A 23,944-nucleotide genomic window follows, 5' to 3' on the forward strand; every position below is an offset into this window, starting at 1 on the left:
GGGATTGACCACGTGTCCCAGATGGCGGACATCGTCGTCGTCGGGGCAGTCGTAGACGAACACCCGCAGCCCCACCCCGATCTGGTTGGCGGCCAGCCCCACCCCGCGCGCCGCGTACATGGTGGCGTACAGGTCCTCGACCAGTGCGGCCAGCGTCCCGTCGAACTCCGTCACCTCCGCGCAGGCGGACCGCAGACCCTCGTCACCGAGCAGCCGCATCGGACGGACGGCACCCGAGCTGCCGGGAATCGCACTGTTTCGCATGGGCGCAAGAGTACGGTCACCCACCTGGCGGAAGCCTTCCGCACCTGGTGGGGCGGGGGAGAAATTCGGGTCGGCGGCCGGATCTCGATAGGCTGATCCACGACCGATGCCTCCCGGCTGACGATTGGGCGCGGCGGGGGCGTATCCACCGGCGGCCCAGGGGGCAGGCGCGGCGCCGGACGCAAGGAGGATCTAGGACGATGGCAGGCAACTCGGAGCCGCTCTCGGCACGGGCCAAGCTGGCCGTGACGGCGGGCAAGGCAGCGGCCGCGGTATCGAAGGCCGCGGGCCGTGGCAGCGGCTCGGTGATCGGTGGCAAGGTGGCACTCAGGGTCGACCCCGACCTGCTGGGCGCGCTGGCGCAGCACCTCGAGGTGACCCTCGTCTCCGCCACCAACGGCAAGACGACCACCACCCGGCTGATCGCCGAGGCGCTGCGGGCCGCCGGGCCGGTTGTCTCCAACGCGCTGGGCGCCAACATGCCCGCCGGCATCACCTCCGCCCTCTCCGGCGGCGGTGACGCCCGGTACGGGGTCATCGAGGTGGACGAGAAGTACCTGGCGGGGGTGGCCCGGGACACCGACCCCAAGTGCATCGCCCTGCTCAACCTCTCCCGCGACCAGCTCGACCGCGCCGGGGAGACCCGGATGCTCGCCGAGAAGTGGCGCGAGGGCCTGAACGGCACCAAGGCCGTGGTGGTGGCCAACGCGGACGACCCGCTGATCGTCTGGGCCGCGTCCGCGTGCGCCAACGTGGTCTGGGTCGCCGCCGGCCAGGAGTGGAAGGAAGACGCCTGGTCCTGCCCGTCCTGCGGCGGCGTGCTGCAGCGCCAGGGCGACGACTGGGGCTGCGGCGAGTGCGGCTTCCGCCGCCCCTCCCCGAGCTGGGTGCTCAACGGCGACTACGTCCTGGACCCGCACGGTTCGGCCTGGCCGATCCACCTCCAGCTGCCCGGGCGCGCCAACAAGGCGAACGCGGCCACCTCGGCCGCCGTCGCCGCCGTCTTCGGGGTGCCGCCGCAGGTGGCGCTGGAGCGGATGTACCAGGTGCAGGCGGTGGCCGGCCGGTACGACGTGGTGACCTACCAGAACCGCGAGCTGCGGCTGCTGCTGGCCAAGAACCCGGCCGGCTGGCTGGAGACCTTCTCCCTGATCGACGGCCCGCCCGCCCCGGTGCTCCTCTCGGTGAACGCCCGCGGCGCGGACGGCACCGACACCTCCTGGCTGTGGGACGTGGACTACACCCGGCTCGCCGGCCACCCGATCTGCGTGCTCGGGGACCGCAAGCTGGACCTGGCGGTCCGGCTGGAGGTCGCCGGCCTGGAGTTCCGGGTGTGCGAGAGCCTGGACGAGGCGCTGCAGGTGTGCCCGCCGGGCCGTATCGAGACCATCGCCAACTACACCGCGTTCCAGGACCTGCGCCGCCGCGTCGGCAACTGACCCCACCACGGCCCGCGAGGCAACGAGAAGGATTTTCGAGCATGAGCCAGAACAGTCTGCGCCTGGTGTGGGTCTACCCCGACCTGCTGAGCACCTACGGAGACCAGGGCAACACCCTGGTCGTGGAGCGCCGGGCGCGCCAGCGCGGCCTGGACGTCTCCCGGCTGGACGTCCGCTCCGACCAGCAGATCCCCACCTCCGGCGACATCTACCTGATCGGCGGCGGCGAGGACCGGCCGCAGCGGCTGGCGGCCGAGCGGCTGCGCCGGGACGGCGGGCTGAACCGCGCGGTGGCCAACGGCGCCATCGTGTTCTCGGTCTGCGCCGGCTACCAGATCCTGGGCCATGAGTTCATCAACGACCTGGGTCAGCGCGAGCCGGGCCTGGGGCTGCTGGACGTGGTGAGCACCCGCGGCGAGGGTGCCCGGTGCGTGGGCGACGTGCTGGCCGACATCGACGAGCGGCTGGGCCTGCCGCCGCTGACCGGTTTCGAGAACCACCAGGGCGTCACCCACCTGGGCCCCACCGCCCGCCCGTTCGCCAAGGTCCGCTTCGGCAACGGCAACGGCACCGGCGACGGCTTCGAGGGCGCCTACAACGACACCGTCTTCGGCACCTACATGCACGGCCCGGTGCTGGCCCGCAACCCGATGATCGCGGACCTGCTGCTGAAGCTGGCCCTCGACGTGAACGCGCTGCCGCCGGTCAACGACCAATGGTACGAGGCGCTGCGCGCGGAGCGGATCGCGGCGGCCACGCAGTCCACCTGAGCCACCACGCCCACAGGGGCGGTACGGGCCGGCTTCCCCCGGCCCGTACCGCCCCTGTGCGCTGGATGGGTGCCCGTATACCGGACATCACCGCACCGAACGCCCCCGGCACCGATAGGGTGGCGGCGATCCGACCGGACGACGGGGTCCGGGACCGTCCGGTCGAGTTGCAGAGGTATCTCGGACAAATGCGTATTGGTGTGCTCACATCCGGCGGTGACTGCCCCGGTCTCAACGCCGTCATCAGGTCCGTCGTCCACCGCGCCGTCGTCGATCACGGTGATGAGGTCATCGGCTTCCACGATGGCTGGAAGGGCCTGCTGGACTGCGACTACCGCAAGCTGGACCTGGACGCCGTCGGCGGCATCCTGGCCCTGGGCGGCACCATCCTGGGCTCCTCGCGGGTGCAGCCCGCGCACCTGCGGGACGGCGTGGAGCGAGCCAGGGGCCATGTCGCCGAGCTCGGTCTGGACGCCGTCATCCCGATAGGCGGCGAGGGCACCCTGAAGGCGGCCCGGCTGCTGTCGGACGCCGGGCTGCCGATCGTCGGCGTCCCGAAGACCATCGACAACGACATCGCCTCCACCGACGTGACCTTCGGCTTCGACACCGCCGTCGGAGTGGCCACCGAGGCCCTGGACCGGCTCAAGACCACCGCCGAGTCCCACCAGCGGGTGCTGATCGTGGAGGTCATGGGCCGGCACACCGGCTGGATCGCGCTGCACTCGGGCATGGCGGCGGGCGCGCACGCCATCGTGGTGCCCGAGCGGCCGTTCGACGTGGACGAGCTCACCGAGGTGGTGCGGCAGCGCTTCGAGGCGGGCAAGAAGTTCGCCATCGTGGTCGCCGCGGAGGGCGCCAAACCGCAGGCCGGCAGCATGGAGTTCGACACCGGCGGCACCGATGTCTACGGCCACGAGCGTTTCGCGGGCATCGCCCGGCAGCTCTCGGTGGAGCTGGAGCGGCGGCTGGACAAGGAGGCCCGGCCGGTGATCCTGGGCCATGTGCAGCGCGGCGGCACACCCACCGCCTACGACCGGGTGCTGGCCACCCGCTTCGGCTGGCACGCGGTGGAGGCCGCGCACCGCGGCGCCTTCGGCATGATGACGGCACTGCGCGGCACCGACATCACCCTGGTGCCGCTGGCCGAGGCCGTCGAGCGGCTGAAGACGGTGCCCACCGAGCGGTACACCGAGGCCGAGTGCGTCCTGTGAGCCGACACCCGGCCCACGGAACCGCCCCCGCCCGAGAGTCCGGGCGGGGGCGGTTCTAGTCTGGTGGGGCGCTTCGGTGCAAACCGCGCATCGATGCGGTGTGCGCGGACCCGTCAGAGCCGGTAGGCCGGTAGAACAGCAGGGCAGGGAGAGCGGATGGACCACGGCGGACACCACGGGATGACGATGGATCTTCCGCCCTTCACCCTCGCCCGGGGACTGGAGTTCGGTGGCGACACGTTCTTCCTGATCAGCTGCACCCTGGCGGTGGTGCTGTACTGCTGGGGCGTGATCCGGCTGCGGCGGCGGGGGGACAGCTGGCCAGTGGGCCGGGTGGTCGCCTTCGTGACGGGTGTGCTCACCGTGGCGCTGGTGATGTGCACCAAGCTCAATGACTACGGCATGGTCATGTTCAGCGTGCACATGGTGCAGCACATGGTGATCAGCATGCTCTCGCCGATCCTGATCCTGCTGGGCGCCCCGGTGACGCTGACGCTGCGCGCGCTGCCGGCCGCCGGGCGGGGCCGCACGGGCCCGCGCGAGCTGCTGGTGGCCCTGCTGCACAGCCGCTACATGCGGGTGATCACCCACCCCGTCTTCACCATTCCGATGTTCATCGCGAGCCTGTACGCGCTCTACTTCACCCCGCTCTTCGACTTCCTGATGGGCAGCAAGGTCGGGCACATCGCGATGATGGTGCACTTCCTCGCGGTCGGCCTGGTGTTCTTCTGGCCCATCATGGGCGTGGACCCCGGCCCGCACCGGCCCGGCTACGTGATGCGGATGCTGGAGCTGTTCGCCGGCATGCCCTTCCACGCCTTCTTCGGCATCGCGCTGATGATGGCCTCCGAGCCCATGGTCGACGCCTACAAGAACCCGGCGCCCTCGCTGGGCATCGACGCCCTCACCGACCAGAACGCGGCCGGCGGCATCGCCTGGGCCTTCAGCGAGATCCCCTCGGTGGTCGTCCTGCTGGCGCTGGTGTACCAGTGGTACCGCTCCGAGCAGCGCCAGGCGCGCCGCAAGGACCGGGTGGCGGACCGGAACGGCGACCGCGAGCTGGAGGCGTACAACGCCTACCTCGCCTCCCTCCAGGCACGCAGCCACTGACGCCGGACGCTAGCGGCCGGGCCCGCCGCCGGGGGACGATGGTCCCCCGAGGCCGTGGTCCGGGCGGGGCGCCGCCGGGACCTCGTTGAGGAGGTTGCGGGATGGCCGGATCCGCGAAGGCGATGGCGATCTGCACGACGGTGGGCCTGGTCCTGGTGACCGCCTACACCGTGACGCTGGGCAGCAACGGCTGGCTGTGGTTCGGCTGGTCGGTGCTGGGCCTGCTGACCGTGGGGGTGGTCGCGGCCCGGGCCTGACCGTCCGGCCGCCGCCCCCGTACCAAGAGCCCGGACCGGGCAGCCACCCGGTCCGGGCTCTCCGTTTCCCACGGCATGCCCGGTCCGGGCTCTTCGGCTCCCACGGCATGCCCGGTCCGGGCTCCTCGTTTCCCGCGGTCCGCCGGGCGGCCGGGCGCGCACCGGTCCGGGCCCGGCTCCCGGCTCCCGGCTCCCGGCTCCCGGCTCCCGGCTCCCGGCTCCCGGCTCCCGGCTCCCGGCTCCCGGCTCCCGGCTCCCGGCTCCCGGCTCCCGGCTCCCGGCTCCCGGCTCCCGGCTCCCGGCGATCATCACCGGCTGCGGCCACACTGTAGGGGGAACCCCGTCCTGGAGGTGGGCGATGCCGGACTGGACCTGGGAGTACGAGGACTACGAGCCCTCCACGGAGCGGCTGCGGGAGACCTTGTGCACCCTGGGCAACGGCTACTTCGCCACCCGGGGCGCCGCCGCCGAGTCGGACGCGGACGCCGTCCACTACCCGGGTACCTACGCCGCGGGCTGCTACAACCGGGTGACCTCCCAGGTGGCCGGGCACCGGGTGGAGAACGAGGACCTGGTCAACCTGCCGAACTGGCTGCCCCTGCGCTACCGGGCGTGCCCCGAGGACGCCCCGCCCGGCCACTGGCTGTCACCGGACGCCCCGGAGCTGCGGGCCCACCGCCAGGTGCTGGACCTGCGGCAGGGCACCTTGACCCGGTGCACCCGCTACGACGACGGCCTGGGGCACGGGCTGGAGGTCGAGGAGTGCCGCCTGGTGCACATGGGCGATCCCCACCTGGCGGCGCTGCGCACCACCTTCCGCACCCACGGCTGGTCGGGTGCGCTGGAGGTCGTCTCCGGTCTCGACGGGCGGGTGCGGAACGCGGGGGTGGCCCGCTACCGGGAGCTGGAGGGCCGCCACCTGACCCATCTGCGCACCGGCAGCCAGGCCCCCGGCACGGTGTGGCTGGCCTGCCGCACCACCGATTCCGACCTGGCCATCGCCCTGGCCGCGCGCACCCGCAGCAGCGGTGGCCCGGGGCCTCCGCTGGAATCGGATCCCGAGCTGACCGGGGAGACCGCCGACTGGCGGCTGACGCTGCCGATCTCCCCGGGCACGCCGGTCACCGTGGAGAAGACGGTGGCGCTGCACACCTCGCGGGACCCGGCGATCGGTGCGCCGCTGCGGGCCGCCCTGGACCGGGTGGCCCGCGCCCCCGGTTTCGCCGGGCTGCGGGCCGGCCACCAGATCGCCTGGGAGCAGATCTGGCGCCGGGCGCAGCTGGAGGTGCCGGGCGAGGCCGGCCGGATCCTGCGGCTGCACCTGTTCCACGTCCTGCAGACGCTGTCGCCGCACACCGCGGAGCTGGATGTCGGCGTGCCGGCCCGGGGGTTGCACGGGGAGGCCTACCGGGGCCATGTGTTCTGGGACGAGCTGTTCGTACTGCCCTATCTGAACCTGCACTTCCCGGAGGTGTCCCGGGCGCTGCTTACCTACCGGCACCGGCGTCTGGGCGAGGCATGCCGGGCCGCCGCCGAGGAGGGACTGGCCGGGGCCAGGTTTCCGTGGCAGAGCGGCAGCGACGGCCGGGAGGAGACCCAGACGCTGCATCTGAATCCGCGTTCGGGCCGGTGGCTGCCGGACCACTCCCGGTTGCAGCACCACGTCGGCTCGGCGGTGGCGTACAACGTGTGGCAGTACGGCCAGGCCAGCGGGGACACCGGCTTCCTCCACACCAAGGGCGCCGAGATGCTGTTGCAGGTCGCCCGGTACTGGGCGTCCGCGGTGGTGTGGGACCCGGACCTGGAGCGGTACCGGATCCGCGGGGTGGTGGGCCCGGACGAGTACCACGACGCGTACCCGGGGGCCGCCTCGCCGGGCCTGGACGACAACGCGTACACCAATGTGACCGCGGCCTGGGTGCTGGAGCGGGCGCTGGCGCTCGTCGAGGAGCTGCCCGAGCGCCGCCGCGGCGAGCTGTTCGAGCGGCTCACCCTGGACGGCTCCGAGCTGGCCCGGTGGGCGGATGTGGCGCACCGGCTGCGGGTGCCCTTCCACCGGGGGGTGATCAGCCAGTTCGATGGGTACGGCGAGCTGGCCGAGCTGGACTGGGCGGACTACCGGGCGCGCTATGGCGACATCCGGCGGCTGGACCGGATCCTGGAGTTCGAGGGCGACACGGTCAACCGCTATCAGGCGTCCAAGCAGGCGGACGCCCTGATGCTCGGGTACCTCTTCTCCCCCGCCGAGCTGGCCGGGCTCTTCGAGCGGCTGGGCTATCGGCTGGACGACGACACCTGGCGGGCCACCGTCGAGTACTACCTGCGGCGCACCAGCCACGGCTCCACCCTGAGCGGGCTGGTGCACGGCTGGGTGCTGGCCCGGGTGCGGCCCGCGGAGGCCTGGCAGTACTGCCAGGAGGCGCTGCTCGGCGATGTGGCCGATGTGCAGGGCGGGACCACCGCCGAGGGCATCCACCTGGGCGCCATGGCCGGCACCCTGGACCTGGTGCAGCGCGGGCTGACCGGTCTGGAGACCCGGGCGGACGCGATCTGGCTGGATCCGGTGCCGCTGCCGCAGTTGTCGACGTACGGCTTCAACCTGCGCTACCGGGACAACTGGGGGGTGCGGGTGCAGATGCGCTGCGCGGAGGCGCGGATCAGCGTCTCCGACTCGGACCTGGAACCGGTGCGGGTGATGCTCGACGACCATGTGGTGACGATCGTGCCCGGCGACTCCCGACGGCTGCGGCTGCCGGACGCCCCGCCGGCGGTGCCGGTCGGCCGGTGAGGAACGGCCGGCGCCCGACCATGAGGTGACGGGCCGTCTGATGACGGCCGCGGGGCGCGGATTCGCGCAGAGCGGAACGCCGCGACCGGGCCGGCGGTGTCCCGGGCTTCTACGCTGGGCTGGTGAGCAGCCACACGACCGACCAAGCCCGTGTCATCCCGCTGCGCCCGGCCACCGCGGCGCCGCCCCCCGCTCCCAAGGAGCCGCTGTGGCGGCACGTCCTGGGTGACGCGCTGCGTCGCGAGCGCCTCGCCCAGGAGCGCACCCTGAAGGAGGTGGCCGAGGCGGCCCGGATCTCCATGCCCTACCTCTCCGAGCTGGAGCGCGGCCGCAAGGAGGCGTCCTCGGAGGTGCTGGCCGCCGCCGCGCGGGCCCTCGGGTTGGGGCTGGCGGATCTGCTCGCCCTGGCCCAGGGGGAGCTGGCCCGGTTCGGCGGACGGCGCCGGGCCCATGTCGAGCAGGCCGCGCCGGCCTCCGGACCGGCCCGCCGCGAGACCGGTTCCGGGCGGTCGGCGGCCGGCGCGGAGGGCGAGCCGGTCACCCCGACCGGGTCGCTCAGCGCCCACCGCGCGGCGGCGCGGCCGACCGGGCACCAGGGCCTGCTGCTGGCGGCCTGAGGGTCGCGGTCAGGGCTCGGCGGAAGCGCACCGGCTCCCGCCGAGCCCTGTCGGCGCCTCAGAAGAACGACCCGCGCCGCTTGCTGAGCACCTGGTCGGCGAGGCCGTAGGCGACCGCCTCGGCCGCGGTGAACACCTTGTCGCGGTCCATGTCGGCGCGGAGGGTGGCGACATCGTGGGGAGTGTGCCGGGACAGCACCTCCTCGACCTGGGAGCGGATCCGCAGGATCTCCTTGGCCTGGAGGCTGAGGTCGGAGACGGTGCCCTGCCGGCCGCCGCTGGCCGGCTGCCCCAGCAGCACCCGGGCGTGCTCCAGGATGAACCGCCGCCCGGGGTCCCCGCCCGCCAGCAGCACCGCCGCGGTGGAGGCCGCCTGGCCCACGCAGAAGGTGGAGATGGGGGCGTTGACGAAGGTCATGGTGTCGTAGATGGCCATCAGCGAGGTGTACGAGCCGCCCGGCGAGTTGATGTAGATCGCGATCTCGCTCTCCGGACCGGCGGATTCGAGGTGCAGCAGCTGGGCGATGACGACATTGGCGACGCCGTCGTCGATCTCGGTGCCGAGGAAGATGATCCGCTCGGACAGCAGTCGGCTGTAGATGTCGTACGCCCGCTCGCCCTGCGAGGTGCGCTCGACGACGGTCGGAATCGTGTACTGGCTCATGTCAGAGTCCGATCCGCCGCTTGGGGCCCGCCGGGCGGACGTCCTCCAGTGACTCCAGGACGCTGTCCACCATGCCGTACTCCTTGGCCTGTTCGGCCGTGAACCACCGGTCGCGGTCGCCGTCGCGGGAGATGGTCTCCCTGGTCTGGCCGGTGTGCTCGGCGGTGATCCGCTCGATGGCCTCCTTGGTGTACTGGAGGTTCTCGGCCTGGATGGCGATGTCGGCGGCGGTGCCGCCGATGCCGGCCGAGGGCTGGTGCATCATGATCCGCGCGTTCGGCAGCGCGTAGCGCTTCCCGGCCGCGCCGACCGTGAGCAGGAACTGGCCCATGCTGGCGGCGAAGCCCATCGCGAGCGTGGAGACGTCGTTGGGGATCAGCCGCATGGTGTCGTAGATCGCCAGTCCCGCCGACACCGAGCCGCCGGGGCTGTTGATGTAGAGGCTGATGTCGGTGCGCGGGTCCTCCGCCGAGAGCAGGAGCAGCTGTGCGCAGACCCGGTTCGCCGAGACCTCGTCCACCTGGGTGCCCAGGAAGACGATCCGCTGGGTCAGCAACTGGGCGGACAGGTGGTCGTCGAAGCGGGAGGCGGGCGTGGAGCCGTCCTCGGCGCGGGGGTTCAGGGCCGGGTTCCAACCGGTGAGCGATGGTGCCATCGGTCCTCCTGGGAAGTGGCGGGCGCGGCCGTCGCCGCGTCCCCTCCACTCTCACCGCCGGCAGGCCGGCCGGGGGGCCCGCTCGGCCCGTGGCAGATTCGCTGCGGGCAGAGGGGATCCCCCGGACGCCACCGCGCCCCACTCCGGGAGACGGAGCGGGGCGCGGCGTCGGGCGCGGTGGTTACCGCGTCACTTCTTGGGCTGCGGGGTGGCGTGCGGAGCGCACGTCACATCCTTGGCGTCCACCGTGCCGTTGAGCAGGTAGGCGTCCACCCGGTCGTTGATGCACGAGTTCACCAGGCCGGTGACACCGTGCGAACCCGCGTCCTTCTCGGTGATCAGGCGCGAGCCCTTGAGGCGCTTGTGCAGCTCGACGGCGCCCTCGTACGGGGTGGCGGCGTCACGGGTGCTCTGCACGATCAGCACCGGCGACAGGCCCTTGTCGGCGCCCACCTTCACCGGAGTCTGCTGCGGCGCGTGCCAGGTGGCGCACGGCAGGTTCATCCAGGCGTTGGACCAGGTCAGGAACGGGTAGTCCTTGTGGAGCTTGGTGTTGTCCCGGTCCCACTTGCTCCAGCTGGTCGGCCACTGGGAGTCGGCGCACTCCACCGCGGTGTACACGGCGTTGCTGTTCTCCGAGGCGATGTTGCCCGCCGTGTCCGACATGTCGGTGGCGGCGTTCTCGATCAGCGGCTTGTCGTCACCGGCCAGGTAGGCGCTCCACGCCGCGGCGACCGAGGTCCAGGCCGAGTCGTAGTACGGCGCGCTCTGGAAGAAGCCGAGCAGCTCCGCGGGGCCCACGACGCCGCCGATCGGCTTCGCCTTGGCGGTGGCGCGCAGGGTCTCCCACTGCTTCTGGACCTTCTCGGGGGTGTCCCCGATGTGGTAGACGGCGTCGTTCTTGGCGACCCACGCCTTCCAGTCGTTCCAGCGCATCTCGAAGGCGACGTCCTGGTCCAGGTTGGCCTGGTACCAGATCTTCTCCTGCGCCGGGTTGACGACGCTGTCGACGATCATCCGGCGCACGTGCGTCGGGAAGAGCGTCGCGTAGACACCGCCGATGTACGTACCGTACGACACGCCCAGGTAGTTGAGCTTCTTCTCACCGAGGGCGGCACGGATCACGTCGATGTCGCGCACGGTGTTGGGGGTCGTCATGTGCGGCAGCATCCAGCCGCTGCGCTGCTTGCAGCCCAGGGCGTAGTCCTTGGCGATCTTCCGCTGGACTCGCTTGTCGGCCTCGCTGTCGGGCACCGGGTCGAGCTTCGGGCCCTTGGCGTACTCCTGCGGGTCGACGCAGGAGATCGGGGTCGAGTGACCGACACCGCGCGGGTCGAAGCCGACGAAGTCGTACGCCTTCGACGTCTTGGTCCACAGCGGGTTCTTATTCGTGACCCGGGTCGGGAAGCGCATGCCCGAACCACCGGGGCCGCCCGGGTTGTACACCAGGGCACCCTGGCGCTCCTCCGGAGTGCCGGTGCTGGTGGCGCGGTCGACCGCGATCTTGATCTGGCGGCCGTTCGGCTTCGCGTAGTCGAGCGGAACGCTCACGTAGCCACACTGGATGGGCTTTGCCAAGCCCCAGTCGGCAGGGCAGTCCTGCCAGTCGATGCCCGCCTCGGCGGCGCGGTCCGCGGCGATCTTCACGCCACGGGCCTCGGCGGCGCCGCCGGGCACGGCCTGCCCGGCGCTGGCCGAGGGCGCGGCCAGCGCCCCGGCTATCAGCACGCCGGTGACGACGCCACCCGCGGCGCCGGCCATTGCTTTACGTCTCACGTAGGTAACTCCCCTGCTTGGTTCGCCGCTTGCGGCGGCGGTGATCACAGTGGCAGGAGGATCCTCGCGCCTCGTTCACCCATTGGTACAGGTCAAACGGGAGTTTCTTTACCAATCCGTGAGGTCGGCGGCATCGTCGAACATTCTGCGCAGGCGCCGCGGATGACCGGCGGTGGCGGTGGCCGGCAGGCCCCGGGCCGACCGGGCCGGTGGCCACCGCGGTCCCGCCGTGCGGTGAGGGCACGATGGGCCGCTCTTCGAACACCGGTTCCACCAGGGGCGGTTGCCCCACCACTCCCCCATCCCGGCCGGTTCCCCGGGGGCCGCGCCCCCCTGGTCCGACGGCGGACGGCCGGCGCGGCGCACGGCGAGCTGGGAGGCGAGCGTACCTGGCCCCTCTCCGGCCCGTACCGCCCGGACCCGTTGACGGCCTGTCCGGCGTGCGAGGGAAGGAGGCGGGGCGCGGGGCCGGCGGCCTCGATCCAGGGCGATCGGATCGCGACCGGCCAACCGCGATCGTGGTGGGCGCGCCCGGCGGAGGAGGTGGACGCGTGCTGCGGTGGTGGGCGGCGCCGCGGAATGGCTAAAACGAACGTTCCTTCTTGACAACGGTCCATGGCGGTCGGATAGTAGGCCCGGCTAAAACGAACAGTCACTCTCTTTGCTGGAGGGCGTCAAATGCCCGATGCCACCGCATCCCCGGTCACCCGGCTGCCCATGTCGCGGCGGATGCTCGCGGTCATCCTCCTCGCGCCGCTGGTGGCGGCCGTCGCCCTGTGGGCCGCCGGCTGGACCGGCGCCCGGCTGGCCCCCCGCGACCTGCCGCTCGGCGTCGCCGGCCCGCCGGCCGCCACCGCCCGGCTCCAGACCTCGCTGGAGGAGCGCGAGGGCGCCTTCGACATCCACCGGTACGCCGACGAGGCCGCCGCCAAGGAGGCCATCAAGGACCACGAGGTGTACGGCGCCGTGGTGGCCACCCCGCAGGGCCCCAAGCTGCTCACCGCGAGCGCCGCCGGGCCGATGGTCGCCCAGATGCTCACCACCGTCGCGGCCCAGCAGGCCCCCCAGGGCACCGTCGTGCCCACCGAGGACGTGGTTCCCGCGCCGAGCGCCGACCCGCGCGGCGCCGCGCTCAGCGGAAGCATGCTGCCGCTGGCCATCGCCGGCATCGCCGCGGGCGCGCTGGTGACCCTGCTTCAGCTGCGCGGCACCCGTGCCGTGGGCGCGCTGGTCGGCGCGGCGGCCCTGGTCGGCGCGGCCGGAACCGCCATCGCCGGCAGCTGGCTGGACGCCCTCACCGGCAACTGGTGGGCCGAGGCCGGCACTCTTGGGCTGGTCGCGCTGGCGATCGGCTCGGCGGTCGCCGGCCTCGCCGCGGTGATCGGCCAGCCGGGCATCGGGCTGATGGCGATGCTGATCATGCTGATCGGCAACCCGTTCTCCGCCGTGACCTCCGCCCCGCAGCTGCTGCCGGAACCGGCGGGGCTGATCGGCCAGTTGCTGCCGCCGGGCGCCGGCGCCTCGCTGGTGCGCTCGGTGGCCTTCTTCGACGGCAACGGCGGCGGCGGACCGGCGCTGACCCTGGGCGTCTGGGTCGTCCTCGGCCTGCTCGGGGTGGTGCTCGGCGGCCTGCGCGCCGACCGCGCCGAGACGGCGGCGCCCGCCTCGGACCGCGACCTCGCCCCGGCGGGCTCGGTGGCGTAGCCCCCGGCCCGAAGGCCGGCCCGGTGCCGTCCGCGGTAGTGGCGGATGGCACCGGGCTCCCGCCGGTTTGAGGTCGCCATGCCCAAAGGTGGCCTGCTGGTGACCGACGACCTGTCCGCCTAACGATCTTCGCCCCGCCCGGGTCCACCACCGGCGGACCCGACCCCTCGGTACTGCGCGCCCTCCTGGGCCCGGACATCGACCGGCCGCTGACCATGAGGCGCGCCCTCGCCGACCACCGGCCGTCCGGACGCCCGTACTACCACCTGGTGTTCAGCGCGGTCCGACCGCACCTGCGGAGCCGTGGACTGGGAACCGCCACCCCGCGCCACGTCCTCGACCTCGCCGACCGGTACGGCACCGGCGCCTACGTCGAGTCCACCACCCGCGGCCGGAACCTGGTGCTGCGCCACGGCTTCGAGGCCCTGCCGCCCATCCCGCTGCCCGACGGCGGCTCCAGCCTGTACCCGTCCTGGCGCGAGCCACGCGATCCGCCGCAGGCGCCGGCTCCGTGGCACCGCGCGTATCCCGCCGAGGATCCTCTCGTTCCTGACGTGCGTGTCCGCAGAACCGCGGCAGCCGCAGCCCACACCGACGGACGGTTCCCATCGGTCAGCCATCCCCCGATCCGGCCTCGGCATCGGCGTCCGAGACCGGTCGCGCGCGCAAGGTCCGGGCGCGGCGGGTGTTCTCGAACAGGGCCCTCGATCGCCGGGGTTCCTCCAGGACACCGATGCGTTGCCCCATGAGCAGTTGCAGGGCCGGGAATCTCCCCTTCTCGAAGAGCAGGATGTTCAGCGACCCGCCGTACTGGAAGAAGCCGATCTCCTCGCCCTTCCGCACCTCGACCGGTGCCTCCCGGGTGACCTTCCGGAACTTGTCGAGGAACCTCACGGAGCTGATCGACTCGAGACCGAGAGCCACCAGACCGACGTAGCCCTCGCCGTCCGGTTCCGCCCGGTGATTCACGTACGGCGTCTTGATGATGACGTAGCCGCGCCGAAAATCGGGGTACACGCGGTGGGGGCGTCGTCCTCGGCCGTCGTTTCCGTTGTCGAGCGGACCGGAATGGTCGTTCCCCTCATCGTCGACACCGCCGATGTCGTCGCGGGCCTCCACCACCTGTCCGCCCACCGGCGCGTGGTACCGGTGGTAGCTGTCGGGCATCAGGACACAGGACACCGCGGTACCGCCGCCTGGGTTCGATGGTTTCCCCCGGGTAAAGCACTCGGCGAATTCCGAACCGTCCAGCAGTTGCCGGACATTCATGGCCACCATCTTGACCGGGATCGGCGTGTCCTCGGTCAGCTCGTCGACGATCATCCTGATGACGCAGTCGGTCGGGGCCACCACCACACCGGGGTCGAGCCTGCCGTCGATCGGCCGGGCGCCGGGCGCCAGTTCCCGGATGAAGAACTTGTTGAAGGTGGACCAGTCCCCTTCTCGGTAGTCGGCCATCCTCTTCGGCCCGAGTTCGTCGATCCACTGCCGGACGAGGCTCCGCGACTTCGGGTCGTCCATCTGCATGCCCTGCAGATTCGTGAAGTCGGTGAACATTTCGCGCCCCGCGCCGCCGGTCATGAAGGTCAGGCCCGGGTCGTTCAGGTAGCCGATCCAGCCGAACTTCTCGATGTAGTCCAGTCCTTCGTAGACGCCGTGGATCATCCCCCGGTCGTACCACTCCACGAAGAAGTCGCACAGGTCCTTGATTCCCGCGCCTTTCCAGTCCTTCCAGACGGCGTCCGCCACGCCCTCCGGACGCGGCTTCACCCCCGCGATCGCCGCTTCGAACGTGGCCCTGAAGTCGCTTTGCGGGTCGTTGTACCGCTTCACCACGTTGTCGATGAACTCCGTGATGTCCTTCGAGTAGGCATCGCCCTTCCGGCCCACGTTCCCGCTTCCTTCCGTACGAGGGAGTCCCTTGGTGCTGCTACGCGAACACGCCCGGCGTTGCTCGGTTCACCCGCGACCACCAGCCGTCCGGAAGGCCCGTCGACGAGAGTCGACCGCAGCCGTCAGGTGTCGGCGGCTTCGTGCCGTCGCCGGTGCGGTGTCCGGTTGCGGGCGTCGGCGACGATGTGGGCAGCCGATGACGAGTTGGGTGAGGCTGCGAGTGACGTTCTCCCGGTCGTCGCGCACCCGCACCCACGCGAGGGCGGCGGTCGGGCGCGGGCCGGCGGGCGTTCGCGGCCGCAGGACGCACGGACCGCGGTAGGACAGGGAGCGACTGCGGCCGGCGCTGGAGCACAGCGCGAACCGTGCCAGGATCTCGGCGCCGAGCGCGCGCATGGCGACGCTCGCGAAGTGCCGGGCCGGGCAGGGCCGGGCCATCTCGTCCAGTACGCGGCGGGCACACCGGCGGGCAATCGCGCCGAGGTCGTGCCTGGGAGTCGCGAGGATGTCGCGGGTGCAGTGGGCGAGTTCCTCGTGCGGCGGGCCGCAGGGCGGCAACTCCTGGAGAACGTGGGCTCCGGGCCGGAAGGAGTACCGGACCAGGTCGGACAGGGTCGTTCCCGCTCCGCGCCCGGACGCGTGGGGGTGCGCGTAGACCTCGCGCAGCCCGGATGCCTGGACACGTCGTCCGGGATCGTGAGGCTCTCGTCGCCGTCGACGGCCGTGAGCACACGCCGGCGCACCCGAATGACCAGCCCCGGCAGCCGCCTCGGCAACCCGACGGCAATCGCCGCACCACTCACGAGGAGGATGGTTCGCCCCATGGTCGACCTTCCGAAGGCGCCGGGACCGCCGGTTGCGTCACAGAGCGCGGCTCCGCCGCCCCGGAGTCCGCGGTCGGTCCTCTCCCCGAGTCTCCGCACGTCCGCCTCTCCCCCGGACAGGAGCACCGCGCTCCCTGGGTGACCCTCCGCGCGCCACGCCACTGGAGTGGACGGATTCGCGGTTTTCGCACGCCATGCGGCTCTCTCCCGTCGCTGGTGGTCTTCTGCAGCATTCCCTGCGTCCCGCTGCCGGACCGCCTGCCAAACGGGTGGCAAGTGGGTGCGACGGCGCCGATGACGGCCGCTCCACCGAGGCATCGGCCACCGGGTGCACACAGGGCGGCGCGGTTGGCCAAAGCCCTTGGCGCTCAGTCCTGGAGCAACACCGGCAGGACCCCGCACCCGGCCTTTTCCGCCCGCTCGCCCCTCACCGCGGCACCCGTGGACCACCGCGCGACCCCGCCTCACTCCGGTCATCGGAACCGGCCGTCCGCCAACCGCTCTTGACTATGAGCTGACAAACCGTAAATGCTCGTGCCCGCACCATGCTCCGCACCAACCCCCCACATCAGTAACGGAGCCAGCATGTCCATCACCGCACCATGGCGCCGTGCCGCGATCGCGGCCGGCACCTGCGCCGCCCTTGCCGGCGCCCTCCTCACCGGCGCGGCGGGCGCCGAAGCCGATCCCGCCGCTCCGACCGCACCCGATATCGACGTCGCGGCGGTCAAGGCAGACCTGACCCGGCTTCAGTCGATCGCCGACGAGAACGGCGGCAACCGGGCACACGGCCAACCCGGCTACCAGGCGTCCATCGACTACATCAAGGCCAAGTTGGACGCGGCCGGGTTCACCACCTCCGTCCAGGAGTTCGAGCGCGGCGGGGCCACCGGCTACAACCTGATCGCGGACTGGCCGGGCGGCAGCGCCGACCAGGTCGTGATGGCCGGCTCGCACCTGGACTCGGTGGAGGCCGGGCCCGGCATCAACGACAACGGATCCGGCTCCGCGAGCATCCTGGAGGTCGCCCTCGCCGTCGCCGATTCCGACCTCAAGCCCACCAAGCACCTGCGCTTCGCCTGGTGGGGCGACGAGGAGGACGGCATGGTCGGCTCCTCGCACTACGTCGACGGCCTCGACGACGACGAGGTGTCGAAGATCGACTCCTATCTGAACTTCGACATGGTCGGTTCGCCCAACCCGGGGTACTTCGTCTACGACGACGACCCCCGGCTGGAGAAGGTGTTCACCGACTGGTTCGCCGCCAAGGACATCGCCACCGAGCCGGAGACCGAGGGCGACGGCCGCTCCGACCACGCCCCCTTCAAGGACCGGGGAGTGCCGGTCGGCGGGCTGTTCTCCGGCGCCGACTACATCAAGACCGAGGAGCAGGCCGGGAACTGGGGCGGCACCGCGGGGCAGGCCTTCGACGCCTGCTACCACCGCTCCTGCGACACCGTCGAGAACATCGACGACACGGCGCTGGACCGCAACACCGACGCCATCGCCTACGCGCTCTGGCAGCTGAGTTCCTGACACAGCGCCAGCCCTCGCGAGCCGCGGCCCGGACACCCACCCCAGGTGTCCGGACCGCGGTGCGTCAGCCCGCACCGCGCCATCCGCCGATCGTGGTCATCTGATCGGCCCAGCAGAACGCGTGAGCGGATCGGCTCCCGACTTGCGGATCGCCGGCGTCCGGCGCGCCGTTGCCGCCGCCTCTTCGCAGGTCCCGGCGGCCTCGGCCGTCCCGAGTCGGCCGACGAACCATCACTTCACCACCCAAACAGCCCATATGTGACGAATGTCACATACCGTCGTTTCGGCTCGGAATCCCCAGGCCGGTGCGTGACGATCCCTGGGACGAAGCCCCCGCCGCCTCGGCGGGGCGGCCCGGTCGGACGCCGAGTCCCGCCGCCGCACCGGGTCTCGGAGAGCCGACGGACGGCGGGAGTGGAGGACCCAGCAGTGCGGGGCCGAGCGACCATCGACGGCCCCTTTGGGGTGAAGCCGCCGCGGCGGCCGGGCATTCTTCGCCTGCCCGAACCCGACAGGACTCCCTTCACAGGCGGCTGACGAAGGAGTGCGCATGACCGCGCGCACAGGAACCGCCACCCGGCACACCCGGATCGGCACCGCCTCGCTGCTCACCGCCGCCGCGATCGGCGCCCTGCTGGTGCCCGCCCTGCCCGGCGAGGCCCAGGCCGCCGTCCCCCTGCACGCCCTGCGGATCGCGGCGTCCAAGAGAGGGGCCCCGTACCAGTACGGGGCGATCGGGCCGCGCCGCTTCGACTGCTCGGGGCTCACCCTCTACTCGTTCAAACGGGCCGGAAAGCGGCTGCCGCGCACGGCGGCCCAGCAGTACCGCCACACCCGGCACATCTCGCCGTCCGCCCGGCGCCGCGGTGACCTGGTCTTCTTCCACTACGGCGGACACGTCTACCACGTGGGCATCTACGCGGGGCACGGCCGCATCTGGCACGCTCCCAAGACCGGTTCGGTGGTTCGCCTGGAGCGCATCTGGTCGCGCGGGGTGTGGTACGGCCGGGTGCGCTGAGCGCCTCCGCCCGCCGCGGAGGACGTCCGATGAACCTTCGCGGCGTCGCACAGCCCTCAGGGCATCGAGGTGCGCCAGGGCAGGGTGGTCCACACCGTCTTGCCGCCCTCCGGGACCGGGGTGACGAACAGCCTGCCGCCGGACTCGGCCGCGAGCGAGCGGATGATCACCAGGCCCCGGCCGTTGTCCTGCTGCACCGCGGCGGGCAGCCGCTTGGGCAGGCGCGGATCGCTGTCGGTGACCCCGATCCGCAACTCCTCGTCGCGGTCGAGCCGGACCAGCACGGTGAAGGTGGGTGACTGGTCGCAGGTGTGCAGCACGGCGTTGGTCGCCAGCTCGGAGACGATCAGCCGGATGGCGTCGGCCGCCTCCGCCTCGGCCGGCAGCCCCCATCCGGTGAGCAGTTCCATCACATGGCCGCGCGCCCTGGCGACCGAGTCCGGCGCGCTCGGCAGCGTCACGGAGGCTTCCTGATGGTCTGCCATGGCGACCCTGTTCCCTTTCCACCGGGACCGGTCTCCGACTGGGGGCCTGCTGCGGGCGGATCGGATGTGCCGTCGGTCCCGGACGGCTGCTTGGCGTCAGCGTGCCACCGATGTCACCGGGAGGGTGGGCGATCCGCCGAGATACCGGGAGCGCTGTCGCCCGAAGCAGTGAACACTGCTACGGACGGCCGTTTTCCGCCACCGGCGCGGTCCGCCGCACCACCGCGAGCGCCTCCGCGACCTGCTCGTCCGTCAGATCGGCCCGGGCGGTCAGCCGCAGCCGGGAGATGCCGTCCGGCACGGACGGCGGGCGGAAGCAGCCGACCAGCACCCCGGCCGCCCGGCAGTCGGCGGCCCAGCGCACCGCCGCCTCCGGTGAGGGGGCCCGTACGGAGACCACCGAGGCGTCGGGGCGCACCGCGCTCAGCCCGGCATCCGTCAGCCCCCGGTACAGCGCGTCGGCCACCGCGCGCGCCCGTGCGGCACGGTCCGGTTCGCGGCGCAGCAGTCGCAGCGCGGCCAGGGCCGCACCGGCCGCGGCGGGGTTCAGACCGGTGTCGAAGATGAAGGTACGGGCCGTGTTGACCAGGTGCTCGACCACCTTGGCCGGGCCGAGTACGACGCCGCCCTGGCTGCCCAGCGCCTTGGACAGGGTCGCGGTGGCCACCACGTCCGGGGCGCCGGCCAGGCCCGCGGCGTGCGGGGCGCCGCGGCCGGCGGCACCCAGCACCCCCAGGCCGTGGGCATCGTCGATGAGCAGCCCGGCGCCATGGGCCCGGCAGGCCTCGGCCAGCCGGGCCAGCGGGGCGGCGTCGCCGTCCACGGAGAACACCGAGTCGGTGACCGCCAGGGCCCGGCCGCGGTGTCCGTCCAGCACCTTGGCCACCGCCTCCGGTTCGGCATGCGCCACCACCTCGACCTCGGCGCGGGAGAGCCGGCAGCCGTCGATGAGCGAGGCGTGGTTGCCCGCGTCCGAGACCACCAGCGCCCCCTGTCCGGTGAGCGCGGTGACCGCCGCGAGGTTGGCGGTGTAGCCGGAGGAGAACACCAGGGCCGCCTCGAAGCCGCAGAAGTCGGCGAGTTCCGCCTCCAGTTCGGCGTGGAGTTCGGTGCTGCCGGTGACCAGCCGGGAGCCGGTGGAGCCGGCGCCCCAGCGGGCGGCGGCCTCCGCGGCGGCGGCGGTGACCTCCGGGTGGTGGGCCAGTCCCAGGTAGTCGTTGCAGGCCAGGTCGAGCAGCGGGGAGTCGGCGGGCCGCGGGCGCAGCTCGCGGACCAGACCGGCGCGGCGGCGCCGGGCGCGCTGGGCGTCGATCCAGTCGAACGGGCCGTCCGGGCGCTGTGGGGGCATGGGCCGTCCTTCGTCCGCGTCTCACCGATGGGCCCGCGGGCCCCCTTGGTCTGCAACGGCTAGAACGTAACCCCCCGGCGGCGTGCTCAGGGTGTGGCAATACACACACCTATAACCCTCCGTGTTGTGCGATCTCGCCTTTCCCGCAGGTGCCGCCGTAGGACAGGATCAGCGCCATGGACCTGCTGAACACCCTGGTGGAGAAGGGGCTGCGGCGCGAGTCGCCGACCCGTGAAGAGGCGCTCGCCGTGCTGGCGACGTCCGACGAGGAACTACTGGACGTGGTGGCCGCGGCCGGAAAGGTGCGCCGCGCCTGGTTCGGGCGGCGGGTGAAGCTGAACTATCTGGTCAACCTGAAGTCGGGGCTGTGTCCTGAGGACTGCTCGTACTGTTCGCAGCGGCTCGGCTCCGAGGCCGGGATCCTGAAGTACACCTGGCTGAAGCCCGACGAGGCGGCGGCCGCGGCGCGCGCGGGGGTCGCCGGGGGCGCGAAGCGGGTGTGCCTGGTGGCCAGCGGCCGGGGCCCGACGGACCGGGACGTGGACCGGGTCTCGCGGACCATCGCGGCGATCAAGGAGCAGAACGAGGGCGTCGAGGTCTGCGCCTGCCTGGGGCTGCTCTCCGACGGCCAGGCCGGCCGGCTCAAGGACGCGGGCGCCGACGCCTACAACCACAACCTCAACACCTCCGAGGCCACCTACGGGGAGATCACCAGCACCCACACCTACGCGGACCGGGTGGAGACCGTGCAGCAGGCCCAGGCGGCCGGCATGTCGGCCTGCTCCGGGCTGATCGCGGGCATGGGCGAGAGCGACGAGGACCTGGTGGACGTGGTCTTCTCGCTGCGCGAGCTGGACCCCGACTCGGTGCCGGTCAACTTCCTCATCCCCTTCGAGGGCACCCCGCTCGCCAAGAAGTGGAACCTGACCCCGCAGCGCTGCCTGCGCATCCTGGCCATGGTGCGGTTCGTCTGCCCGGATGTGGAGGTCCGGCTGGCCGGCGGGCGGGAGATCCATCTGCGGACCCTGCAGCCACTGGCCCTGCACCTGGCCAACTCGATCTTCCTGGGCGACTACCTGACCAGCGAGGGCCAGGCCGGCAAGGACGATCTGGCGATGATCGCCGACGCGGGTTTCGAGGTCGAGGGCGCCGACACCACCACGCTGCCCGCGCACCGGGTGGCCGCCGACGCCGCGGCCGGGGCCGGCTGCGGCGGCCACGGCGACGGCGGCTGCGGGCCGTGCGGCGGGGAGGGTGCCGGAGCCGGGGTGTGCGGTGCCGAACCCGCCGCGGAGGCCTCCGCCCCGCGGCAGGCGCCGGTCGCCGACGCGGCGCGGACCGATCTGGTGGCGGTGCGCCGCCGGGGCGCCGGCACGGAGCTGCCGCCCAATGCCTGAGCCGCTGACCGCGCGCGAGCTGCTGGACCTGGACCGGGAGCACGTCTGGCATCCGTACGGCCCGATGCCCGGCCGCCAGGAGCCGCTGCTGGTGGAGTCCGCCTCAGGGGTGCGGCTGCGGCTCGGCGCACCCGCCGAGGGGCGGACCGAGCTGATCGACGGCATGTCGTCCTGGTGGTCGGCGCTGCACGGCTACAACCATCCGGTACTCAACGAGGCCGCGCGCGGCCAGCTGGACCGGATGAGCCATGTGATGTTCGGCGGGCTCACCCACGAGCCCGCCGTCCGGCTCGCCGCCCGGCTGGTGGAGATCACCCCGGAGCCGCTGCGGCACGTCTTCCTGGCGGACTCCGGTTCGGTGTCCGTCGAGGTCGCCGTGAAGATGTGCAAGCAGTACTGGCGTTCGGTGGGCAGGCCGGCCAAGCATCGGCTGCTGACCTGGCGCGGCGGCTACCACGGGGACACCTGGCAGCCGATGTCGGTGTGCGACCCGGACGGCGGAATGCACCAGCTGTGGTCGGGCTCGCTGCCCCGGCAGGTGTTCGCGGACGCGCCGCCGGCCGGCTACGACGCCGAGCCGGACCCCGCCTATGTGGCGCATCTGCGCGAGGTGGTCGAGCGCCATGCCCACGAGGTGGCCGCGGTGATCGTGGAGCCGGTGGTGCAGAACGCGGGCGGGATGCGCTTCCACTCCCCCGGCTATCTGCGGGTGCTGCGGGAGCTGTGCGACGAGTACGAGCTGCTGCTGGTCTTCGACGAGATCGCCACCGGCTTCGGCCGCACCGGCACCCTCTTCGCCGCCGAGCACGCCGGGGTCTCCCCGGATGTGATGTGCGTGGGCAAGGCGCTGACCGGCGGCTATCTGACGCTGGGCGCCGCCTTGTGCACCACCGAGGTGGCCAGGGGCATCTCCACCGGGGAGGTGCCGGTGCTCGCCCACGGTCCCACGTTCATGGGCAACCCGCTGGCCACCGCCGTCGCCTGCGCCTCCATCGACCTGCTGCTGTCGCAGGACTGGCGGCAGGAGGTCAAGCGGATCGAGGCCGGGCTGCGGGACGGGCTGGCGCCGGCCGCCGGACTGCCGGGAGTGCGCGGGGTGCGGGTGCTGGGGGCCATCGGCGTGGTGCAGCTGGACCACCCGGTGGACATGGCCGCGGCGACCCGCGCCGCGGTCCGGGAGGGCGTCTGGCTGCGGCCGTTCGGCGAACTGCTGTACACCATGCCGCCGTTCGTGACGAGTGACGAGGATCTGGCGCGGATCTGCTCGGCGGTGCGCGCCGCGGCCCGGGTCGGCTGACCGGGCCGGTGGAGAGAGGCAGGAGACGAGACATGTCGGTGCTCGTGGTCACCGGGACCAACACCGAGATCGGCAAGACGGTGGTGACCGCGGCGCTGGCCGCCACCGCGCTGGCCGCGGGCCGGTCGGTGGCCGTGCTCAAGCCCGCGCAGACCGGGGTGGCGGCCGGGGAGCCCGGCGACGCCGCGGAGGTCGCCCGGCTCGCCGGTCCGGTGACCGGCGCCGAACTGGCCCGCTATCCGGAGCCGTTGGCCCCCGATGTGGCCGCGCGGCGCGCCGGGCTGGCCCCGGTGGGCCCGAAGGAGGTGGCGGCCGAGGCGGAGCGGTTGGCCGCCGAGCACGACCTGGTGCTGGTGGAGGGCGCCGGCGGGCTGCTCGTACGGTACGACGAGGAGGGCAACACCCTCGCCGACGCGGCACGCCTGCTGGGGGCGCCGGTGCTGGTGGTCACCCAGCCCGGGCTCGGCACCCTCAACACCACCCGGTTGACCGCGGAGGCGCTGCGGGCCCGCGGCCTGGTGTGCCCCGGGGTGGTCATCGGCCGCTGGCCTGCCGTGCCGGACCTGGCGGTCCGCTGCAATCTGTCCGACCTCCCCAAGGACGCGGGCGCGCCGCTGCTGGGCGCGGTGCCGGACCAGGCGAGCGCGCTGCCGCCGGAGGAGTTCCGCGCCACCGCGCCGCGCTGGCTGGCGCCGGCGCTGGGCGGCACCTGGGACGCGGCGGCCTTCGCCGCCCGCTTCCCGGCCTGATCGAGGCCCCCGTCCCACCGGCCGGCGCCCCACCGGGCGCCGGCCGGCCCCCTCCGCACCGAACGACGCACCGCACCACCCCTGCGGCTGTCGGCAGGACGCGCCGGACCACGCGGAAGCGACGAACGGACCGCACCCC

At 72.5% G+C, this 23,944-nt stretch carries 20 protein-coding genes and 1 riboswitch; of the genes, 13 read left to right on the forward strand and 7 right to left on the reverse strand.

Annotation, left to right across the window (positions count from 1 at the left end):
* Nucleotides 1-264 (reverse strand): peptide deformylase (locus E4099_RS10020; protein ID WP_209446574.1); only part of this gene is annotated, 264 nt, incomplete at its 3' end.
* A 200-nt stretch (nucleotides 265-464) separates the two neighbouring features.
* Between E4099_RS10020 and E4099_RS10025 the strand changes: the two genes are divergently transcribed.
* The 7 genes from E4099_RS10025 (at nucleotide 465) to E4099_RS10050 (ending at nucleotide 8,459) form a co-directional block, all read left to right on the forward strand.
* The gene (locus tag E4099_RS10025) at nucleotides 465-1,703 is read left to right on the forward strand and encodes a MurT ligase domain-containing protein (RefSeq protein WP_135338623.1); all 1,239 of its coding nucleotides are present in this window, start codon (nucleotides 465-467) and stop codon (nucleotides 1,701-1,703) included.
* Between the two features lie 41 nt (nucleotides 1,704-1,744).
* Entirely contained in the window at nucleotides 1,745-2,473 is a 729-nt protein-coding gene (locus E4099_RS10030) for a type 1 glutamine amidotransferase (protein WP_135338624.1), read from the forward strand.
* 188 nt (nucleotides 2,474-2,661) lie between these two features.
* On the forward strand, nucleotides 2,662-3,687 hold the full coding sequence (locus E4099_RS10035; protein WP_135338625.1) for a 6-phosphofructokinase: 1,026 nt from the start codon (nucleotides 2,662-2,664) through the stop codon (nucleotides 3,685-3,687).
* 156 nt (nucleotides 3,688-3,843) lie between these two features.
* On the forward strand, nucleotides 3,844-4,797 hold the full coding sequence (locus E4099_RS10040; protein WP_135338626.1) for a cytochrome c oxidase assembly protein: 954 nt from the start codon (nucleotides 3,844-3,846) through the stop codon (nucleotides 4,795-4,797).
* Between the two features lie 101 nt (nucleotides 4,798-4,898).
* Entirely contained in the window at nucleotides 4,899-5,054 is a 156-nt protein-coding gene (locus E4099_RS32910; protein ID WP_167828333.1) for a hypothetical protein, read from the forward strand.
* Nucleotides 5,055-5,412: 358 nt separating this feature from the next.
* Nucleotides 5,413-7,842, forward strand: a complete 2,430-nt coding sequence (locus tag E4099_RS10045) for a glycoside hydrolase family 65 protein (RefSeq protein ID WP_135338627.1) — start codon at nucleotides 5,413-5,415, stop codon at nucleotides 7,840-7,842.
* 122 nt (nucleotides 7,843-7,964) lie between these two features.
* Complete coding sequence (locus E4099_RS10050) at nucleotides 7,965-8,459, forward strand: helix-turn-helix domain-containing protein (protein WP_135338628.1); 495 nt, start codon at nucleotides 7,965-7,967, stop codon at nucleotides 8,457-8,459.
* Nucleotides 8,460-8,517: 58 nt separating this feature from the next.
* Here E4099_RS10050 and E4099_RS10055 read toward each other — a convergent pair whose 3' ends face one another.
* The 3 genes from E4099_RS10055 to E4099_RS10065 all read right to left on the reverse strand — a co-directional run bounded on the left by E4099_RS10055 (nucleotide 8,518) and on the right by E4099_RS10065 (nucleotide 11,539).
* Nucleotides 8,518-9,123, reverse strand: coding sequence for a ClpP family protease (locus E4099_RS10055; RefSeq protein WP_135338629.1), 606 nt, complete (start codon nucleotides 9,121-9,123; stop codon nucleotides 8,518-8,520).
* Between the two features lies 1 nt (nucleotide 9,124).
* Nucleotides 9,125-9,778: a ClpP family protease gene (locus tag E4099_RS10060; protein ID WP_135338630.1), complete on the reverse strand. Its 654-nt coding sequence runs from the start codon at nucleotides 9,776-9,778 to the stop codon at nucleotides 9,125-9,127.
* A 189-nt stretch (nucleotides 9,779-9,967) separates the two neighbouring features.
* Nucleotides 9,968-11,539, reverse strand: a complete 1,572-nt coding sequence (locus E4099_RS10065; protein ID WP_135338638.1) for an alpha/beta hydrolase — start codon at nucleotides 11,537-11,539, stop codon at nucleotides 9,968-9,970.
* Nucleotides 11,540-12,232: 693 nt separating this feature from the next.
* Here E4099_RS10065 and E4099_RS10070 point away from each other — a divergent pair.
* Entirely contained in the window at nucleotides 12,233-13,258 is a 1,026-nt protein-coding gene (locus tag E4099_RS10070) for an ABC transporter permease (RefSeq protein ID WP_245244729.1), read from the forward strand.
* A gap of 612 nt (nucleotides 13,259-13,870) precedes the next feature.
* On the opposite strand, the gene E4099_RS10080 is transcribed toward E4099_RS10070, so the two are convergent.
* Nucleotides 13,871-15,148, reverse strand: coding sequence for a phosphatidylserine decarboxylase (locus tag E4099_RS10080; protein WP_245244730.1), 1,278 nt, complete (start codon nucleotides 15,146-15,148; stop codon nucleotides 13,871-13,873).
* A 1,412-nt stretch (nucleotides 15,149-16,560) separates the two neighbouring features.
* Between E4099_RS10080 and E4099_RS10085 the strand changes: the two genes are divergently transcribed.
* Nucleotides 16,561-17,511, forward strand: coding sequence for a M28 family metallopeptidase (locus tag E4099_RS10085; RefSeq protein ID WP_135338631.1), 951 nt, complete (start codon nucleotides 16,561-16,563; stop codon nucleotides 17,509-17,511).
* Between the two features lie 386 nt (nucleotides 17,512-17,897).
* A riboswitch (cyclic di-AMP (ydaO/yuaA leader) is annotated at nucleotides 17,898-18,058 on the forward strand.
* A gap of 3 nt (nucleotides 18,059-18,061) precedes the next feature.
* Entirely contained in the window at nucleotides 18,062-18,529 is a 468-nt protein-coding gene (locus E4099_RS10090; protein ID WP_135338632.1) for a C40 family peptidase, read from the forward strand.
* Between the two features lie 56 nt (nucleotides 18,530-18,585).
* Here the strand turns inward: E4099_RS10090 and E4099_RS10095 are convergent, their stop codons facing one another.
* Complete coding sequence (locus E4099_RS10095) at nucleotides 18,586-19,014, reverse strand: ATP-binding protein (RefSeq protein ID WP_135338633.1); 429 nt, start codon at nucleotides 19,012-19,014, stop codon at nucleotides 18,586-18,588.
* A gap of 178 nt (nucleotides 19,015-19,192) precedes the next feature.
* On the reverse strand, nucleotides 19,193-20,362 hold the full coding sequence (locus E4099_RS10100) for an 8-amino-7-oxononanoate synthase (RefSeq protein WP_135338634.1): 1,170 nt from the start codon (nucleotides 20,360-20,362) through the stop codon (nucleotides 19,193-19,195).
* A gap of 176 nt (nucleotides 20,363-20,538) precedes the next feature.
* On the opposite strand from E4099_RS10100, the gene bioB reads away from it, so the two are divergent.
* From bioB to bioD, 3 genes are read left to right on the forward strand one after another with little or no spacing between them, the layout of a single operon-like run.
* A complete protein-coding gene (gene bioB / locus E4099_RS10105) occupies nucleotides 20,539-21,759 on the forward strand; it encodes a biotin synthase BioB (RefSeq protein ID WP_135338635.1) in 1,221 nt (406 codons plus the stop codon).
* Nucleotides 21,752-23,056, forward strand: a complete 1,305-nt coding sequence (locus E4099_RS10110; protein WP_135338636.1) for an adenosylmethionine--8-amino-7-oxononanoate transaminase — start codon at nucleotides 21,752-21,754, stop codon at nucleotides 23,054-23,056. The genes bioB and E4099_RS10110 overlap by 8 nt, the downstream gene beginning before the upstream one ends.
* Before the next feature lie 32 nt (nucleotides 23,057-23,088).
* On the forward strand, nucleotides 23,089-23,805 hold the full coding sequence (gene bioD, locus E4099_RS10115; RefSeq protein ID WP_135338637.1) for a dethiobiotin synthase: 717 nt from the start codon (nucleotides 23,089-23,091) through the stop codon (nucleotides 23,803-23,805).
* The last annotated feature ends 139 nt before the right edge of the window (nucleotides 23,806-23,944 follow it).

Origin of the sequence: Streptomyces palmae, from assembly GCF_004684805.1 — a bacterium.
Lineage (GTDB): Bacteria > Actinomycetota > Actinomycetes > Streptomycetales > Streptomycetaceae > Streptomyces > Streptomyces palmae.